22 protein-coding genes are annotated in these 16,363 nt (G+C 54.8%); 1 reads left to right on the top strand and 21 read right to left on the bottom strand.

Annotated elements, in window-relative coordinates; genetic code table 11:
* From nrdI to PHU01S_RS07300, 13 genes are all read right to left on the bottom strand, one after another.
* Entirely contained in the window at positions 1-369 is a 369-nt protein-coding gene (nrdI, locus tag PHU01S_RS07355; RefSeq protein WP_127506873.1) for a class Ib ribonucleoside-diphosphate reductase assembly flavoprotein NrdI, read from the bottom strand.
* Positions 366-557: a hypothetical protein gene (locus PHU01S_RS07350; protein WP_218032425.1), complete on the bottom strand. Its 192-nt coding sequence runs from the start codon at positions 555-557 to the stop codon at positions 366-368. The genes nrdI and PHU01S_RS07350 overlap by 4 nt, the downstream gene beginning before the upstream one ends.
* A gap of 25 nt (positions 558-582) precedes the next feature.
* A complete protein-coding gene (locus tag PHU01S_RS07345; protein ID WP_127506869.1) occupies positions 583-1,146 on the bottom strand; it encodes a crossover junction endodeoxyribonuclease RuvC in 564 nt (187 codons plus the stop codon).
* Complete coding sequence (locus PHU01S_RS07340) at positions 1,115-1,309, bottom strand: hypothetical protein (RefSeq protein ID WP_127506867.1); 195 nt, start codon at positions 1,307-1,309, stop codon at positions 1,115-1,117. The genes PHU01S_RS07345 and PHU01S_RS07340 overlap by 32 nt, the downstream gene beginning before the upstream one ends.
* Positions 1,310-1,550: 241 nt before the next feature.
* Positions 1,551-2,654, bottom strand: coding sequence for a hypothetical protein (locus PHU01S_RS07335; protein ID WP_246029163.1), 1,104 nt, complete (start codon positions 2,652-2,654; stop codon positions 1,551-1,553).
* A gap of 130 nt (positions 2,655-2,784) precedes the next feature.
* Positions 2,785-4,983: a DNA polymerase gene (locus PHU01S_RS07330; RefSeq protein WP_127506865.1), complete on the bottom strand. Its 2,199-nt coding sequence runs from the start codon at positions 4,981-4,983 to the stop codon at positions 2,785-2,787.
* Complete coding sequence (locus PHU01S_RS07325; protein WP_127506863.1) at positions 4,973-6,991, bottom strand: hypothetical protein; 2,019 nt, start codon at positions 6,989-6,991, stop codon at positions 4,973-4,975. Before PHU01S_RS07325 ends, PHU01S_RS07330 begins: the two co-directional genes overlap by 11 nt.
* 266 nt (positions 6,992-7,257) lie before the next feature.
* Positions 7,258-7,647, bottom strand: a complete 390-nt coding sequence (locus PHU01S_RS07320) for a hypothetical protein (RefSeq protein WP_127506861.1) — start codon at positions 7,645-7,647, stop codon at positions 7,258-7,260.
* Positions 7,648-7,890, bottom strand: coding sequence for a hypothetical protein (locus tag PHU01S_RS07315; RefSeq protein ID WP_048744889.1), 243 nt, complete (start codon positions 7,888-7,890; stop codon positions 7,648-7,650).
* On the bottom strand, positions 7,890-8,690 hold the full coding sequence (locus PHU01S_RS07310; protein WP_174806343.1) for a hypothetical protein: 801 nt from the start codon (positions 8,688-8,690) through the stop codon (positions 7,890-7,892). The genes PHU01S_RS07315 and PHU01S_RS07310 overlap by 1 nt, the downstream gene beginning before the upstream one ends.
* A 158-nt stretch (positions 8,691-8,848) precedes the next feature.
* Positions 8,849-9,412, bottom strand: a complete 564-nt coding sequence (locus tag PHU01S_RS07305; protein WP_127506859.1) for a hypothetical protein — start codon at positions 9,410-9,412, stop codon at positions 8,849-8,851.
* Positions 9,409-9,567, bottom strand: a complete 159-nt coding sequence (locus PHU01S_RS25670) for a hypothetical protein (protein WP_164763007.1) — start codon at positions 9,565-9,567, stop codon at positions 9,409-9,411. Before PHU01S_RS25670 ends, PHU01S_RS07305 begins: the two co-directional genes overlap by 4 nt.
* A 190-nt stretch (positions 9,568-9,757) precedes the next feature.
* Positions 9,758-10,378, bottom strand: coding sequence for a hypothetical protein (locus PHU01S_RS07300; RefSeq protein ID WP_127506857.1), 621 nt, complete (start codon positions 10,376-10,378; stop codon positions 9,758-9,760).
* Positions 10,379-10,489: 111 nt separating this feature from the next.
* Between PHU01S_RS07300 and PHU01S_RS07295 the strand changes: the two genes are divergently transcribed.
* Positions 10,490-10,708, top strand: a complete 219-nt coding sequence (locus tag PHU01S_RS07295) for a helix-turn-helix domain-containing protein (RefSeq protein WP_164763006.1) — start codon at positions 10,490-10,492, stop codon at positions 10,706-10,708.
* 154 nt (positions 10,709-10,862) lie between these two features.
* On the opposite strand, the gene PHU01S_RS07290 is transcribed toward PHU01S_RS07295, so the two are convergent.
* The 8 genes from PHU01S_RS07290 to PHU01S_RS07255 form a co-directional block, all read right to left on the bottom strand.
* Entirely contained in the window at positions 10,863-11,252 is a 390-nt protein-coding gene (locus PHU01S_RS07290) for a hypothetical protein (RefSeq protein WP_127506853.1), read from the bottom strand.
* Positions 11,252-11,386, bottom strand: coding sequence for a cyclic lactone autoinducer peptide (locus tag PHU01S_RS07285; protein ID WP_127506851.1), 135 nt, complete (start codon positions 11,384-11,386; stop codon positions 11,252-11,254). The genes PHU01S_RS07290 and PHU01S_RS07285 overlap by 1 nt, the downstream gene beginning before the upstream one ends.
* The gene (locus tag PHU01S_RS07280) at positions 11,383-11,910 is read right to left on the bottom strand and encodes an accessory gene regulator B family protein (RefSeq protein ID WP_164763005.1); all 528 of its coding nucleotides are present in this window, start codon (positions 11,908-11,910) and stop codon (positions 11,383-11,385) included. The genes PHU01S_RS07285 and PHU01S_RS07280 overlap by 4 nt, the downstream gene beginning before the upstream one ends.
* Positions 11,888-12,568, bottom strand: coding sequence for a membrane protein insertase YidC (locus PHU01S_RS07275; RefSeq protein WP_127506847.1), 681 nt, complete (start codon positions 12,566-12,568; stop codon positions 11,888-11,890). Before PHU01S_RS07275 ends, PHU01S_RS07280 begins: the two co-directional genes overlap by 23 nt.
* Positions 12,569-12,573: 5 nt before the next feature.
* Positions 12,574-13,521 carry a toprim domain-containing protein gene (locus PHU01S_RS07270; RefSeq protein ID WP_164763004.1) on the bottom strand — a complete coding sequence of 316 codons (948 nt, stop codon included), beginning with the start codon at positions 13,519-13,521 and terminating at the stop codon, positions 12,574-12,576.
* The gene (locus PHU01S_RS07265; RefSeq protein ID WP_164763003.1) at positions 13,490-13,957 is read right to left on the bottom strand and encodes a helix-turn-helix domain-containing protein; all 468 of its coding nucleotides are present in this window, start codon (positions 13,955-13,957) and stop codon (positions 13,490-13,492) included. Before PHU01S_RS07265 ends, PHU01S_RS07270 begins: the two co-directional genes overlap by 32 nt.
* Before the next feature lie 96 nt (positions 13,958-14,053).
* Complete coding sequence (locus PHU01S_RS07260) at positions 14,054-15,403, bottom strand: DnaB-like helicase C-terminal domain-containing protein (protein ID WP_127506841.1); 1,350 nt, start codon at positions 15,401-15,403, stop codon at positions 14,054-14,056.
* A gap of 142 nt (positions 15,404-15,545) precedes the next feature.
* Positions 15,546-16,316, bottom strand: coding sequence for an ATP-binding protein (locus tag PHU01S_RS07255; RefSeq protein ID WP_127506945.1), 771 nt, complete (start codon positions 16,314-16,316; stop codon positions 15,546-15,548).
* Between the last annotated feature and the right edge of the window lie 47 nt (positions 16,317-16,363).

The following is a 16,363-nucleotide window of genomic DNA, read 5'->3' as shown; positions in this document are numbered from 1 at the left end:
TTAATTCGATATAGCTCGGAATAAAGCCGTCACCGCCTCGTTAAATTTTCGTACATCTTCGTCAGTCCCCGCGAGCTCGAACCGCAGGAGTAGCGGTACTCCGTAATAGCCGCTAATATGATCGCCCGCCGCCGCGTACGCAGACGAAAAATTCCGATTGCCACTCGCCGCGACCGCGATCATATGGCGGCCCGATCCCGCTAAAAACGCCGCCACCTGGTCCGGCACGCGTCCGAATCCGATCGTCGGCGTTACGAGTACGAACGGTTCGTCTAAGCGCAGGCCGGGCGTAATCTGGACGGATGGGAACGCGGTTCTTTCGGCAAAGCGGCGGACGTTACCGGTCAGCGAATGGTAGGCGACGATCAACGATGTCTCCGGCGCGCCTTCGATGTGGCGGCGGTAGCTACGTAAGCAATCGAGATAATTGTAGCCAGAATCGCCAGAATCGCTGGCCCGCCCCAAAACGGAAGAGTTACCCACCACCAAGACCAGTCAATAACACCGGTCAGTTTTAACGTTATGAATACGACGCCTAGCAGTCCGACGGCATTCACATTAGTGCGGTATTCCACTGTTTTTCTAGCGCTCAATCCCGCTCACCCCTTCGATTAGTTTTTCGCGAATCAGGTACGCCAAGGCAACCGCACACGCATCGGAGTCATCGTAGCCGGCCGCCCACTTCCGGTCTTCCAGGCGGAGTATTCGCGATACGGCCGCTGCCACTTCGGGCTTCTCGGCGGTTCCCTTTCCGGTCACCGTCTTCTTCACGGTCGATGGCGTCAAGTTTTCGGTAACTGCGAGTCCAAGCCGGGATAGCGCGCGATCGACCGCCGACCATGCGCCATGGAGTTTATCGTTCTGTGCGTAGTTACGGGATGGCGGCCATACCTCGCGGATGATTGCGGTCAGGCCGGTATACTTGCGGAAGAAAAGGAGCGCGTGTGCTTCGATGACTTCGTAGCGCAGCGGTTGTGTTTCGGAGGTATCCGTTTTGATGACGGAGACTTCGACTAGCGAGGGGATGCGGTGTCCTTCGGAATTTTGGTCCACGGATATAATTGCGAAGCCTGGCGAGGTAAGCGATAGATCGAGGCCGGCGTATAACTGCGGTTTACTTTTCGTCGTCTTCGCCGTCTCCGCCACCTCCCGCCAGCCAAACGAGTGCGGCCGCGACTACAGCGATGATTCCGGCGGCGACCGGATTGACCACGAGAATGACCGACGCGATTAGGTACCAAACGTAGCCGATCGCGATACACGCTCCAATTACGATAGCGCCGCGGATGATACGGGCAATTGCGTTCATTCGGACGCCTCCTTCCGGAATGTATAGATGCTGTTATTCGTAAAAACTTTCAGTACATCTGGGTAATCCATTGTTCCGATAACCCTAGTCGTCTGTACGAATTTGTCGTCATCGTCCGGGTAAGAAAACAACATTTTTTCACCTTCGCGACAGTTAATGATTTCAACGCGATGGCCTTTGCGCCGCAACTCGCGCTCGTTGATAGACCCGTCGCGGTTTCTTACGGAATGAAGTACGTACGTCACGCGCTCACTCCTTCGAGATATGTCATAAGATTACGGTGTTCCGCCTTGCCCGCCATACTCGACGCAGCTATCGCGCTTTCCTGCCGTCTGAGCACCGCCTTGTTCTCCGCGGTTAACGTCGCCTTGCAATGACCGCTGAACGCACAGAATCCGCAGCTATCGGTCATCTCGATCGTTACGTCAGGAATCGCGCCGCTTGCCCGTTGTTCGTATACAAGCGCTGCCTGACGCGCCAAATCCGAGAGAAGCGCGTTCTTCATGTCGTCCGTTATCTCGACGTAGAAAGCGCGCAGATCCGGTCGAGGTTGGCCGTCCGCCCACGTCTTCTGTCCCTTCGTAACGCTCGTACGCTCCTCATCGCTAAACCACGCCGGCTTTTGCGTCGATTCGTATACGATAAGCGCTTCGTTGATACCGAAGATGATCGCTTCGGCCGTTACCTGGCGGACGTGGTCGTCTTGCGCGCCTTTGTAATCGAGCTTACCGTTCATGGCGCGTAGGCCGGATGCCTTCGTTTTGTATTCGAAGATGATGCGCGAGCCGTCCGGCGCATAATCGAACTTACCGTCGGGCTTGGCGGTGATTGCGAATTGGACGAGTTCACCCGTTTCTGGATGCGGGTACTCGAATACCTTGCGTTCCTGCGCAGCCTCTTCGAAATCCCACTCAAACGTCACGTTTCCGAACATGTCCGTGTTTTTGCGCTCGGCCATCGTAAACAGCGCTCCCTTACCGAGTCGCTTCGGCATATGAACGATGTCGAGTTGAATGTAATCGACGACCGCCGTGCCAAGCCGCCGCTGCCGCCCTCTGAACGGAATGTCATCGGACTTTTCCGGACGCGTAGCCTTATCGTTTTTGAACACGAGCTGCCGATCGCAGAGGTTCGTACCGGACGCGCCGAATGTTACGAGGCCGTCGTTCGGGTACGGCGTGAACTTGAGATAGCGCAATTTTTGTTCGTAGTAACGGCGGCTGATCGCGTTGTCGTAGAAACCGGACGCAGGCGAGGCGTAATACGCGTCCATCTGCGTTAGGAAATCGTTAACCAAGCGGTCGCCGCGAGACATGCCGCCTACCTTTCGGAATAGTGCGCTCAATTAACCGCCTCCTCTTCGTTTTCACCCCACGGTTCTAGACCACATTTCCAGCACGGATGATCGCCGATTTCGTCCGCTAACATTCGATTCACTGTGTCGCATCGCGGGCATTTAAGAGTCGCTACTTCGATCACTGTTCGTCCTCCTCCGTAAACCACTTATCCGCGTCAACCTTCCGCATCCAACGTTCCGGGTTGATCTCGACGTCGCACCGCACCGGACACCGCAACTTAATCGCGTTCTCCATCGTCGTCCGGATATGGTCGAGTCCCTGCGGAGTTATATCGCGCGGGCAGTCCATAACGAGCTCATCGTGTACCTGCAGCAGAATGTGCGTATCATATAGCGGAAGCACATCCGCTAGGTCGACGATAGCCTTTTTCAGAATCGTGCCGGCACCGGCCTGAATCGGAAAGTTTCCGCCCATCCTCTGTGCGCTGAATATCCGCCACTTTTCCTTCGCCTTAATTTCTTCGTGCAAGCGGCGCTTCCGTCCGGCCAGATCCGTCACGAAACCATCACGCATAACCTTCGCGTGCTGCTCGTCCATATACCGCTTGATGGCCGGATAACCGCGGAAGTATTCGTCGATAATCGCCTGCGCTTCGGCCTTCGTAATTTCGAGCGTGTCGGCGAGTTTGCCCGCACCCATGCCGTAGACAATACCGAAGTTAACGATCTTCGCCTGTTTACGGTATTTCTGGCATTCGTGGCCCTCCGTGTCCTTCCAGCGCTCAATGTCTTCGTACGTATACTTTCCTTTCGAAATGAGCGCGGCTGTCGTCGAGTGAATATCGCGGCCAGCTTCGAACGCTTCGATTAGGACCGTTTCATTCGCGACATGCGCCAGGACGCGGAGCTCGATTTGCGAGTAGTCGATTGAAACGAGGATGCGATCGGAGTCGGACGCCATGAACAGGTGGCGTATTTCAGGACGTTTGGCGGGAATCTGCTGCGTGTTCGGATTGCTACACGTAAACCGGCCTGTCGCGGCGCCCCACGAATTGTGCCACGGATGAATCTTTCCGTCAGCCTTAACGTTCTTCGGAAGTTTTGACGTGAACGCCTGGCGCAGTTTTCCGACGCCGCGGTAGTCGAGAATGTACTGAATCACCGCATGTTCCCGCTTGATTCGCTTCAAAGCGCGCACGCCCGTCGATCCATTGTCTACGTCAGTCAGCCGCAATTCTCCGTAAAGCTTGCGCGATAACTGCGCAGGAGAATTAAGATTGATCTCCTCACCAAGCAACGCATATATCTTCGCCTGCAGATCCGCCTCTTCTCGCGCAAAGTCAGCGTCAAGCTTCGCCGCCATCGCGGAGTCAAACCGTATCCCGCGAATATCCGACCATATGAACGTGCGGCATACGGGCATTTCGATATGGAATACGAGTCGCTCAATCTCCGCTAGGTCAGCGCGCTTATCGTACCAGCCGCGGATCCAGTCGTAGAGTTTCAGCGTCTTCTCCGTATCGCCGGCCGCATATGCCAGCGCGACATCTAGCGGAATCTTGTTGAACGGAGTCCGTCCGAATAATTGGTCGAAATTGTCGCCAGGCGACCGCAGCCAATCCGTACACAAGTCCTTGAGGCGGTGGTTGCGGTTCTCATCGAATGCCATCGCCATTATCCTTGTATCAGCGCGCAACGTATCGATGAGATTAATTCCGTAGCGTACGAAGAACCATTTGCAGTCAAAAGGCGCGTTGTGCATGACGTTTGGAACGGACTCCAGCGCCGGTCTTAGCGCGCTGAAAATCTGCTCCTCCGTCAATTCCGTTTGTTCGTCGTGATTAAGCGGAATATAGAACGAATGGCTGCGCGTTGATACGCTGAACCCCGCCATTTGTCCGGTCCACGGATCGAGCGCGCCGTCCGGATGTTCCTCGCTGCCAAACGTCTCGCAGTCGACCGCGATAATATCTGCCGCTGCGATAACGCACTTAGCGAAGTCTAACGTTTTCCTATCTCGGACGAGTACGTAATGTGCCGGCGTATTCTCGACCATAGCGCGCAGGGTTGCCGCCCTGTTGCGCTCGTTGAGCTCCGACCATAACCGTAATGCCTCCGCCTTGCTAAACCGCTTGGGCGTTCCGCCAGTTCCTATCGCGTCAGAGGGGCGCCTGCCTGTCGCGCCCTCCGCCATTGCCGTCCTTACCGCCAGCAACCGTTCCTGATCGGCCGCCGAATTGTTCATCGCTAGAATGCGTGTCCACGCCTGGTCGATCGTTTCTGTCGCGGCTGCTTTACGTTTCGCCGCCTCCGCCACTCTTTCGGACGCATCTGGTTCCGTGCGGACCTTTAACGCCAGGCGGACTTTATCGGTCAAAGCGCGCCTCTACCGGCGTGACGAGTTCGAAGTGGTCCGGATGAGTGTACGTGTTGTAACCCGTTTTTACGAACGCTGGTTTCGCGAGATGCGGATTCATGCCGTCCAAATCGTCGATTTCAACGATAACGCCGTTGTGCTCGTTCAGTCCGTTGATTCCAGCGTACTTTTTGAAGCGTACGATATCGCCGACTTTATACTCGCCGACCTTGCGTCCGATCGCGGACCATTTCGCCTCTTCTGCGCGCTTTACTTCGCCTGCTTCCGCTTTTTCCTTCGTTACCTTGCGGAGAGCATCCGCGTTTGCGAAACCGGCGAATTTACCGTCGAGCGTACGGAGTTTGAGTCCGCGGAATCCGGCATGCTCGAGCGCGACGGTGACGTACTTTCCGTTAGTTTCAATTGCGCTCGTATTCGCATTGCTACTGTTCGCGTTCGTTACCAGCGCGTAGTCGCCGTCACTGAAGTCGCCAAACTTCGGATTGCGCCCCGGCTGCGACTCTTCCGCGCTCACCTTCGTAAGCTCCGAAGGATCGGCGTTCCATCGCGATTGAGACGGAAAGTCAACCGTCACCGTGCTGGAACCTACGCGTTTTACCGTTCCGACCTCGCCATTCTTGACGCCGCCCCAGCCCAAGCGCGGAGTTTTTCCGTCCGCAACCGTAAGCTTTACCGTATCGCCAACGTTGAATGTCGGTTTAGGCGTCGACATCGTAAACTGCGCTTCGGTCGCGGGGATTACTTGTTTCGGAAGCAGCCAATTTCCGGTCGTAGCGTTGGACGAACGCAGTCCTTTGAAAGCATCGATACCGCGTCCGTACATTTCCGTAACCTGTACGAATTCGCCGATTTTATAGTTATGCGAGCCGCCCGGCTTCGTTACCTGAACGTAATCGCCGACTTTATAGCGCCGTGCTGCCGCGACTTCTTCGTCCGTGGCGCGGACCAGCGCATCCTCGCGGAACCATTCGTAGTGGGAGCCGTCCAAGAGTTCCGCCCAAAACGGGAGCGAGCTGCGGTCATCCTTGACGATTTTACGAATCTCACCGACGGAGACGCCTTCTTTCTGGGAGCCGCTGCGTGTTTTATCGTTCACTACTTTCGCATATTCGCCGACTTTCAGGCGCTCAGGCTTGGCGGCATCGACCGGTTCGAGAACGACGTATTCATCGTAGACAACTCCGCAGTCTTCCGCACCTGTATGACCGAAGGCAGCCCGGATGTCACTTCCGCCCCATCCGCGAAGAACGACCGCTTCGTCACCGTTTTTATAACGTGTCTCGACGCCGCTTTTGTTAACGATCCTGATCCGCTCGCCGACCGCGGCAGGCCGTTTGACCTCGCGGTATTTCGGCGCTTTCTGCGCCAGGAATTCGGCTTCGGTCGCTGGCTCGATCTCCTTTGCGAACAACCAGTTACCGATGTCTCCGCTTGCTTTTTCGCCTTTGTACGGATGACTGTCTTCGGCGTCCGTAGTGAGCTTAATAATCTCGCCGATCTTGTAGTTATGACCGCCGCCATCCATATTAACGACCCGCGCATAGTCCCCGACCGTCAGGCGTTTGGGCTGCGCCTCTTCCTGCGCGACCTTTTCGAATTGGTTCTCGCCAAGCCATCCGGAATCGTGCGTATGACGCCAAGCCTTACCGTGACGCTCACCGTCCAGATGCGGAACACGTTCCTTCAGCGTTGTTTGGAATCCGCGAAGTTTCGATTTCACGATGTCTCCGGCTTTGTATTTCGCCTCTTCCGCGACCTTTTCGTAAACTTCGAAACTCCACGCGCAGAGGTCGAAATCGTCGCCGGCCTCGTCGGTGATGTGCGGATCTCCGCTGGCATCCACGGAATCGACCGTATAAAACGCGCCATTAACGAGGAACCTACCGCCCGCGTCCTCATCCGTAATCCGCACGACATCGCCTTCTTGCGCCGAACGGTCGACTTTACGATACATCGCGCCGTCAATCGTTACATCCACCGCTGGAACAGTTACGTTAAGTTTCGCCATTAAATTACCGTCTCCTTATGGGCGCGTTGGCCCGTCATATTTGCGTTACTCTACGTTACCGTTTCGGTCGATTACGCCAACCGCATCATATACGCGTTCCGCCGCGTACTCGTCCGCACACCTTTCGCGCCATCCCGCATGGACCACGCCGCCTCCGTCATCGATGCGCGCCACTTCCGACCCAGCGTATATCTCAGCGCGACACCAGGCGCAAGTTGCGACGACGGGCGCTTCGGCGGGATCTCTCCTGACGTCGATCCACCGTCTCATTGCGCGGCATCGACCAATTCCGCGGGCAATTCGATCCAACGTTCGGCCGCCCGCGTTTCGGAGCTCGACCAATACTCGGCCTGCTCCGTGTTCTCCGTAATATAGACGCGATTTCCCAGGACGCCAACGATATAGTCAGCGTCGGCCTTCGTATACGGCTGCCCGTTACCTTTCTTCGCGTAAATTACGAGAGCCCCGCCGCGGTCTTCGCGGACTCGGACCGTTTTGATTTGCGCGGTCGCCCAATCGCCATTTACCGGATCGCGAAAGACGACGTCATACGGTTCGTCCGTCTCCGGCTTCGCGACTTCATAGCCCGCGTTAAGCAGCGCGCGTCTTGCGGTCATTTCCGATACGCGTCCAACAACTTCGCTTCTATGCGCCAATTATTCCGTCACCTCCTCGTAATCACCGCCGGAGGCCGCCTTCATCATCGTTACAATGACGGGAGCCATCGGCGCCTCCGCCCCTCCGACACTGACCGCGATATCGAGCTCGAACGTTCCGTGCGCATGGTCAACGGCCGCCAGGAAGGCCGCGAGCTTTTTACCCGCGCCCGGCAGAGCGCTCACATTGTCGACAGTCAGCCCAATCGCCAGCTTGCGCGGTATTACGCTTGGCGCCGCCATCAGAAGTTAACCGGAGGCGCGTCGGAATCGGTGGGGATTGGCGTAACGTCCGCGGCTGGGGCGGAAGAAGGCGCGGAGGCTCCGATCGAAAGGCCGAGACGCGCGATATCAAATCCGGCGATGACGAGATTTTTGACTTGTTCCGCCTCGTCCGCGACATAGAGGCACGTTTCGAATTGCGCGAAATCGAACGGTTCCAGCTCGCCGGCTTTAGAGAAGTTTGCGCGCTCAGCATCCGTCAGGTCTTCGTCGAGGTCGAGTAGCGGCGAAAGGCTTACGACCGTATTCGTAGAGCTGCCGGTCTTGGCGAGTTCGAACGCCAGCTTATCGAGTTTCTTCGCGTATTTCTGGATTGTTGCGAACACGCCCGCCGCCTGTTTCGGAGTCAGGTCGACGACACCATATTCGCCATTTTCGAGATTGACGAAGGCGACGAGATACTTCGGTTTCCCCTTGAACAGGTACGCTTCCTTCCGCAAAGCCTCAGCGCCTGCCTCGTCGCCGGCCGTCTTGGCTGCGTTTGCCTCTTCGTAAAGTAGCGTTGCCGCCTTATCCCATACGGTCGGATTCGAAGTGATAAACCCTTTCGCGTTACGTTCGGCCGGCGCCTTGGGTACGAAGCTATTCACCTTTCCGTACATGCCGTAGCAAAAATACTCGACCGAATCCTCTACGGATTTCAGGCGCACCTTATACGTCGTGCCGGTTGTGAACGGGAGGATGACGGAATCGGACGCATCTTTATCGGCTTGCGCGTTGGCTACGGCTGCGGCGCCGCGGTTCGTGAACATACTGGACATTCGATCGTTCCCTTCGTATTGGATTCGTTACTTTGCGTTAGGACGACGGTATCGCGGCTACATGGCGTCCACCTCCTTCATAGGCGTTGTTCTCGCGCCCGCCTCTACGTATTAATCCGGAGATTAACGCGCACAGGCCGGAGCAAGAACGGCGGACCTCATAGATACATGACGATATCGTTCGCAAGCGTCGTCTTCTCGCGCTTAATGGCGAGTAATTCCCGTTCCAATTCCGAGATTGCGCGCCTCACGTCCGCCTGCCGCTGCTTCATCGCGCCAATCACGTTAAGCGATTCGGACCGCGCCTTCTTCAGCTCACAATTCGCTAGTTCTACGTTAAGCTGCGCGATGGCCACGTTAATCCGCTTTTCCGCGAGCTTCTCCTTCCGATTGGCGGATTTGAGAGCGCGCAACAACGCCTTCTGGACCGTCTCGCTTACGCCGGAATTCGCCTGGTGACGCGGATATACGGTGATTACCGTCGCTGTGTCCGGCGCGACCACGATTGCCATGCGCTTATATCCGAAGAGGCGCGATGGGCGGCCGTCCTCGTTTACGATGTCTGCGATAAAGGATGCGCGGCGGAGTTGGTCCATTACGTACATGGGCGCCTTGCTGCGATCGACACCGAAGTCCTTCGCGGCTTCATCGCAAGCATGCGGAGTGACGAATATCTTGCCCGTGAAGTGCGCGCCGGCCTTCGGGTCGATCAGCGTTGTCATCCGAGGCGCACCCCTTTCAGCGTTGGAATGCGGACATAATCGGCCGGATCTTCGTAGGCGGCGAACCCTCCGCGATAGTAGTTTTCGGCCTGATGGCGGCGATTTGAAACCGACGGACGGGTTGCGCGTATATTCGTTACAGTCGCGTTAAGCATGCGTTAAATACCTCCAGTGGGGATTGTTAGATTTTAGGAAACGTGCTATTATTAGGGCGGGACGTTTATCGATCCTCGATTTGGTTAAAGTTATAATGAGACCAATATCGCGTATACATAATGTAACGTGTTATAATGAAAGTGGAGCGCGCACGTTTTTCATGCCTGAAGAATCGTACGCGTTCCAACGTTAAACGGCGAGGTATTCGCGGTAGTCTCCGAAACGATTAGCGTCGTATTGGCGACGAACGCGCTCTAACTTCCGTTTAACAACCTCGTGGTGGATTCCCAGCGCTTTAGCGAGCGCCGTGACGGAATCATACTGCGAAAACTTCGTTACGATTAGCGTCGTAACGGGGTCGACCTTAGCCGGGTCATTTACGAAGGAGTCGATCAGTTGCCGCTGATCGGCTTCTTTCATTTTCTGCGCAACATTATCGGAGCTCCCTTTTCGGTCAAGCAGCGTAGGGGTTGCCGCCCCATCTTCGCCATGATCGACCGGTTGGTCCAGCTCCAACACTCCGAACCATCTTTCACTTCGTTTTCTTTTGCGGTAGAAATTCAACCTGGCGTTTTTCAGCGCCTTTGTGAAGACTCGTCCGAAATCCCCGCATTCTTCTCTTGCTACGTTCCAACAGGTTTCATCGAATAACTCGATTGCGTCCGATACATTTCGGTGGCCACTGCGCATCATTATTGATGTGTGCTTACGCTTTTCGTCCTCCAACTCGTCGTACAAGGATTGAAAATCACCGTTTGATCGCGAATAGTGGTAAGCAAGATATAGACTATGAAGTTTTACCAGGTTCAACCGCTTCACCTCGTTTGTTTTTGTCTCTTACACTTACTATGACACCGCCCTCATGCCCTTCCGCACACTTTCCGATAAATTATGGTAAAATTGTTTTCGGAGGTTGCGCCGATGAAAATTCTAGTCGGGCGCTGCCGGATACGCGAACTTCGGAAGGCCCGCGGCTGGACACAAAAGGACTTGTCCGACCGTAGCTCGATCGGAAGAACGACGTTAACCCAATACGAAACAGGTAAGCGTAAGAAGATGCCGCTCGTCATCGCCGTACCTATTGCGGATGCGCTCGATGTCTCCCCACGCGACCTGTTCGAATGGATTACGGAGGAATAGCGTTACTGGCGGTGAATGGTAAACTGCGGTTTACCTCCCGGCTAAGAATGTCACACTCTGTGAATTACAAGAGTATGGCGGGGTGCGGTGGGAGTTGCGTGGAAGATACTATAGGAATATTAAACCATAATTAGGAAAAGTTTTCCTCCGCGCTCTAGCGATTAAAAACGTATTGACTTATTGCTTTCTTCGTGTAAGTAACAGCGCGAAGTATAGTCGATCGCTGGCGTTCGGATACGGGTACTGGATGCTTGTCCCGCTCTGGATGCGGAGTAAAGTGTATCTGCGACATTTCGTCATCGAACCACTCCGCTAAGTCCATATTTACGAGATAGCCGCGCTCCGACTTTTTGAAGTTTTCACGCTCAAGGTCTTTAAGCTGTTCTTCAACCGTCGATATCTGGCTTAGCACCTCTCCGTCTTTCATCCGATATTTGAGGATTCCCCGCTCAACAAACGTACATTTAACATCTGACGCAACGATATCGACGACCTCGAAATCCTTCTTACCCTGGCGACGGACAACCGGTCTAATTCGTTCCATTAGGCGTTCTCCTTTTTGCGCAGTTCTGCGGGGATCTCTGGTTTATAGAAAATCGTATAAGAGCCGGTCGTTGCGAAAATAACTGCGATTCCACCCATGACCAAAGCGAGCAGCTTGTAGGCTTTGTTTTTCATCTTGTTTTCACCTCCTTCAAAAATGGCAGTAAGGTTACCGCCTGGACTATGTATGTTAAAGCGAGAATATCCGACGCGATAACGAAGTTGGACGCCACAATTACACACGCCACGATTCGCATCAACGGGTAATACTTGCGCGGAATCCTTGCGTGTTTGTCGTAGTTGGTTGTAGCGCGTACGGCAACGATTATAAACGCGGCCGCGGTTATCGTTTGATTTACGCCTGGGGATAGCGGCAGATACGGTATGGTCGTTATGATAGCGGTAGACAGCGCTATGCATGCGGCACTTGTCGGTAGATGAACGCCGCCCGAAACGAAGCGCAGAGCAGCCAGCGCGCCTAAGCACGTCATCATACCGCTGAGATTGCCCGACATTAATCCGATCGCTAACGTGGCGGCAGTTATTGAGACCGTATTTGCGATGATATCGAGCGAGTACGCGATTACACCGATCGGCGGCGGGTCTACGCCTGCACGGCGCATGTTCTCGTGCAGGTTAGTCGCTACTCTCAGCAGCATGTTCTTCATCCTTTCGTATCGCGAAGAATATGAACGTAGGCAACGTAACCAAGAAGACGCAGCCGACGAGAACGATGTAATCTTCGAAGTTATGGCGGAAGATTGCCGTTAACACGAGCGCCAGCACGAGTCCGAAAGCGACAAGGGCCGTAATTACTGCGCTTGATCGGGTAAACGGCGTATAGACGCGCCTATCACTCGGAACCCAATCGAATCCCCAATTACGGATGTAAATCGTTCTTGCAATTGCGATTTGCAGGACTGCGGAAAGTAGCTGGAAGGCGAACTGGAGGGTCGGACTCTCGTTTATCTGTGTGAGGGTAATGCCTGATGTAGAAGAGACCGCGAGCACTGATGCAATCGGAACGATGAATGCGACGGCTAGGCCCGCGAAGTTTATCCATAGCGAATGCCACATCGGAACGCGGAATAGCAGCCAGAATATCGCGATGAATATCGGAAACTGAATGAACGTTGTGAGGCTGCCGATTTCCGGTACCAGCCGCGTGAAGTACGATACTTGACTCATCAAGACCGCAATCAGCGCGATTTTGACGAGAAAGTCTCGGTTATATGGGAATCGGAATAGCGTAAACATGACCGCAAACGTTCCGATATATTCCGCGATTGACGCCACCACAAACAATACGTACGACATCGACATTACGCTCCCTTGACGGATAGTTTTAGCGTTCGAATCCGCCGTCCACGTGCTATGCGCGATGTCATACGTTCGGCTCCGGCCTCATTCACGTCCTTAAACGCGATCGGCACGGGTACTATCGTAAGTCTAACGTCGCCCGCCAGTGTTCGGATTACTTCGCGTTGCCACTTTCGCCCAGCCGAGTCGTTGTCGCGTATAATGAGTAGTTCTTCTATCGGACTGTTGCGGATCATCTCCGCCTTAATCTCGTTCCACGCCGCTCCCAGCGTTGCCACCGCGGGAATGCCGGCGCACATGAGCGTCATTGCGTCTACTTCCGCCTCTACGATCGCCACCCGCCGGAGCTGCCGCGCGTGGATTACGTCAATTCCGAAGAGGCATTCGCGGATCGGCCGCCCACCTTTCGCGTACCAAAACGTCTTAGCATCGACGCGGCGGAATTTTACGTTAGCGAGCGTGCCGTTCGCGTTTCTTATCGGTATCACAATCGCCTGCCTGTCGCGATCGTAACCTACGCCGCATAAACGCTGGGCGGCTTCGTTAATGCCGCGGCCTGCCAGATACGGGTGACGCCATTGATACGGTCCGAGGACGCTGTCTTCTAGCGGTATGTAGGGCGCCGGCACGCCAAGCAGCGGCATGTCCAGCGTTGGGGCTTCGTCATCGTCCGTTTCGTAGGCGCCATACTTTTCGCGCAGATATTCGAGCGTCTCGCCTATCGTCTCTTGCCGGAGGTATGCGAGTAGTTTGACGAATCCGCCGCGCTGCCACTCCGGATCTGATGCGCCCGAATCTGTCCAGTATCCGTGTTCGAACTCTACGCGAAATGACGGATGGCTGTCGTAGCGAAATGGCGATGCGGCAACGAGTCGGTCAGCGTACCACTTGGCGCGATGCCAGGCGAAACCTTCGAGCTCATCGCGGATTTGGATCGATAGAGAGCGCAATATCCATGGCTCCTCTCGTAGCCTTGTTGGTAATTGAACTTGTCCTAACATCATAAAATGCGGCGAGCTCTTCGGCGACTAAAACTGCTTCGTCCTCTGAAAGGTCGTCATCCTTCAAAAGAAAAGAAAACATGAGTTCTCTAAATTCGTCTCTCTTTTTAAGGCGTTTCCGAACCAATTTCATCGCTTCTGAGTACTGCTCTTTGGTAAAAATTACTTCCTCTTTTGGCATGAGTCCAGCCAGCATTCGAATGTCGTCCGGTTTTGTATCCAACGCTTCAGCTATTTTTTCTATTGTTTCTTTTCTAGGAGCGCTATCACCGCGTTCTATTTTACTGAGTTGGGATACGCTTATCTCCATTCTAGAAGACAGTTCGAGCAGTGAAAGTCCCATTTCTTTACGTTTACGCCTAACAAACTCGCCTAGTTGGTTCATGATTTTTTTCACTCCGAAATAAGATTCTCTTACTACGATAATCCTACTATACATTACCAATTATCGTTTGTAAAGAAAATTATCTTAAGAGGAAAATCAGAAGTTTCCAACGAACTGACTCGCCACCTCCGCCCCCGCCGGCATCTCCCGCAGGACCCCGTAATCCATCAGCGCGACCAAGTCTAGCGTAAACCCCTCGCCGCCATTCCGCCCCTTCTCGACGCCAATCCGGCCGAGCCCGTTAACCGCATCAAACGCGAAAAGGTTCGTTGTGATTTCGAGCAGCGCCTTAGTCGTCTTCATCCGATCGCGGTCCGGCAACTTGAGCTCGCGCCTCCCCGTATCCTCGTCCGTTTCCTGGCGCTCGGTCGCCGCCTGCACCGTATAGATGCCGACCACGTCATTCTCGCCGATAATCCGTTCGAGTCGCCGCGCAGCCTGTTCCGCAGCTCCACCCGCCGTCTTATTCGCGTTCCGACCGTACGTATCTTCGAGATTATAGAACGCGTCAATGACTACGCAGTCGAGCGATGGATTGGCGGCCAGCTCGCGCTCCAGCGCGTCAAGGGATCGGGTCAGGCCGGCGTCCGACTTCGCCTGCAGGTAGAGTTGACCGGGATAGTACGAGCTGAGCGCGCTACAGATTTCGAAAAAGTACGCTTCGACGTCGCCTTCCAAACTTCCGGAGAGCATCGCCTTATTCGGCAGTCCGACCTTATCCGCGATATCGTCGATTTCTAGCGCGCCTTCCCTCGCCGTAATGACGCTGAGCAGCCGCGCCACCCAAGGATACGCCTTGACCTCGTACGACTTAACGAGCACGTTCGCACCTTGGCGCAGGAGTTCGTCGACGATGACTTCGGCTAGGTACGTTTTGCCGCGGCCGCTTTCCGCCATGATGCCGTAGATATCGCCCGCGTACAGGCCGCCAATCTCCGCGTTGAGCGTCGGAAACGGCGTCTTCCACAGCCGGAAGGATTCGCCGGCTTTACGTCGATCGTATTCGGCGCGGAAGTCCTGCGCGATTTCGTCGAGTGTACGACCGGGAACGGAACGAACGCTTGTTCCCATTTTAATACGAACGAGCCGGTCATGTACAGCGTCAATAACGGAATCGGCGGTACCCGATTCGAACAACTCCGGCAGTTCTTCGTTAAAGAATCGCGCGACTTGCGCTTTTCCGGAGTAATCCTTGATCTTACGCGCCAAGAACTCGTACGAATCCGTTACGGCCGGCACGTAATTGAAGCCGTCTACCTCCGCTACGAGAGTCGCGTATGACGGCGCTTGGCCCCCGTTCGATTCCGCATAAGTACGGATGGCGTCATAGGCGCGCTTGGCCGTTTCTGATGCGAAGTCTTCGCGCTCCAGTCCGTAACGAGTCAGCGCCTTGGCGTCGTTCTCGTCGCAAATTTTCGAAAGCAATTGACTGTCATAGTTGGGCATTTCTTCCCCTCACCTCCGATTATACAGCGCGACAGTACGTATCATAAAGTCTTAAATCTGGTTATATTCGTTTGTTTTCGTCGATTTTTCTTAAAAATTCCCCTGAGAGAGAAAACTCCAAATTTTACACGCTAGCGCTGTTTTACTCCGTTTTTCGTATTCCGCGCTTGCTTCCGCCCTCAAACTTAATCACCGCGCATTGATCACGAATTCGGTCCGGCAGCCTCCGGTCGTTAAAGACGCGCGCTAGTTCCTCGATGGGAACGTTACTCGTATACACGGTCGGCAGTGCATTCGTCACCCGCGCGTTGATTACCGCGTGTAGATCGCCGCGAAATCCGTCCGTTACGTCGCGTACCCCTATATCGTCCAGGACCGCAAACGGCGCCTCTTGCACGGCTTTAAACGCGCGATAGTATCGTTCGGCCGCCGGCCCTGCGATCGAGTCCGGAACCCGCGCGCGGTTAAACGCGTTATAGTCCGTCTGCCACGCGTTAACGTCGAGAAAGTACGCGAGAAGGTCGGGCGCTTGCCTGTTGCGTCCGAGAGCCCCCACGAACGATACGCGCAGCCATTCGTTAAGAATCGCGGCAGCCGTCGTTGTCTTTCCGGTGCCGGGCGAGATGGATACGAGGTACAACGATTTCAAGCGTTCGCCGCCGTCTTCAAATTGCCGTTTGAATGACGCGACGTACCTTCGTATTATTTCGTAAGCCTCCGCTTGATCTTTCGCAGGAGCTGCGTTATCAAGCGTTACTAAGCGGTACTCTTGTGGTAGATCCGCCGTTCCGTTGCGTCCGCCTCGCCCATCTGCGCCGTGCATACCGATATATGGCGCGCACAGCCGGGTGCATTTCGGGCCGTCCGCCAGCGTGCAGATTCCGGCGAGTACGCAATTTTTCGCGTTGGTTATTTCGTTCACCTCCGTTAATGCGAATGTAACATGCCAACCCTACGTCT

The sequence above is a fragment of the Paenibacillus humicus NBRC 102415 genome, from assembly GCF_004000905.1.
GTDB lineage: Bacteria > Bacillota > Bacilli > Paenibacillales > Paenibacillaceae > Paenibacillus_O > Paenibacillus_O humicus.
The sequence above is the reverse complement of the archived record's forward strand: the minus strand, read 5'-3'. Positions and strand labels throughout refer to the sequence as shown.

Coding starts and splice junctions, on each gene's coding strand:
- PHU01S_RS07340 (WP_127506867.1), bottom strand. CDS start 1,309: ATGAACGCAATTGCCCGTATCATCCGCGGCGCTATCGTAATTGGAGCG.
- PHU01S_RS07325 (WP_127506863.1), bottom strand. CDS start 6,991: ATGGCGAAACTTAACGTAACTGTTCCAGCGGTGGATGTAACGATTGAC.
- PHU01S_RS07315 (WP_048744889.1), bottom strand. CDS start 7,890: ATGGCGGCGCCAAGCGTAATACCGCGCAAGCTGGCGATTGGGCTGACT.
- PHU01S_RS07310 (WP_174806343.1), bottom strand. CDS start 8,690: ATGTCCAGTATGTTCACGAACCGCGGCGCCGCAGCCGTAGCCAACGCG.
- PHU01S_RS07305 (WP_127506859.1), bottom strand. CDS start 9,412: ATGACAACGCTGATCGACCCGAAGGCCGGCGCGCACTTCACGGGCAAG.
- PHU01S_RS25670 (WP_164763007.1), bottom strand. CDS start 9,567: ATGCTTAACGCGACTGTAACGAATATACGCGCAACCCGTCCGTCGGTT.
- PHU01S_RS07295 (WP_164763006.1), top strand. CDS start 10,490: ATGAAAATTCTAGTCGGGCGCTGCCGGATACGCGAACTTCGGAAGGCC.
- PHU01S_RS07290 (WP_127506853.1), bottom strand. CDS start 11,252: ATGGAACGAATTAGACCGGTTGTCCGTCGCCAGGGTAAGAAGGATTTC.
- PHU01S_RS07285 (WP_127506851.1), bottom strand. CDS start 11,386: ATGAAAAACAAAGCCTACAAGCTGCTCGCTTTGGTCATGGGTGGAATC.
- PHU01S_RS07280 (WP_164763005.1), bottom strand. CDS start 11,910: ATGCTGCTGAGAGTAGCGACTAACCTGCACGAGAACATGCGCCGTGCA.
- PHU01S_RS07275 (WP_127506847.1), bottom strand. CDS start 12,568: ATGTCGTACGTATTGTTTGTGGTGGCGTCAATCGCGGAATATATCGGA.
- PHU01S_RS07265 (WP_164763003.1), bottom strand. CDS start 13,957: ATGAACCAACTAGGCGAGTTTGTTAGGCGTAAACGTAAAGAAATGGGA.
- PHU01S_RS07260 (WP_127506841.1), bottom strand. CDS start 15,403: ATGCCCAACTATGACAGTCAATTGCTTTCGAAAATTTGCGACGAGAAC.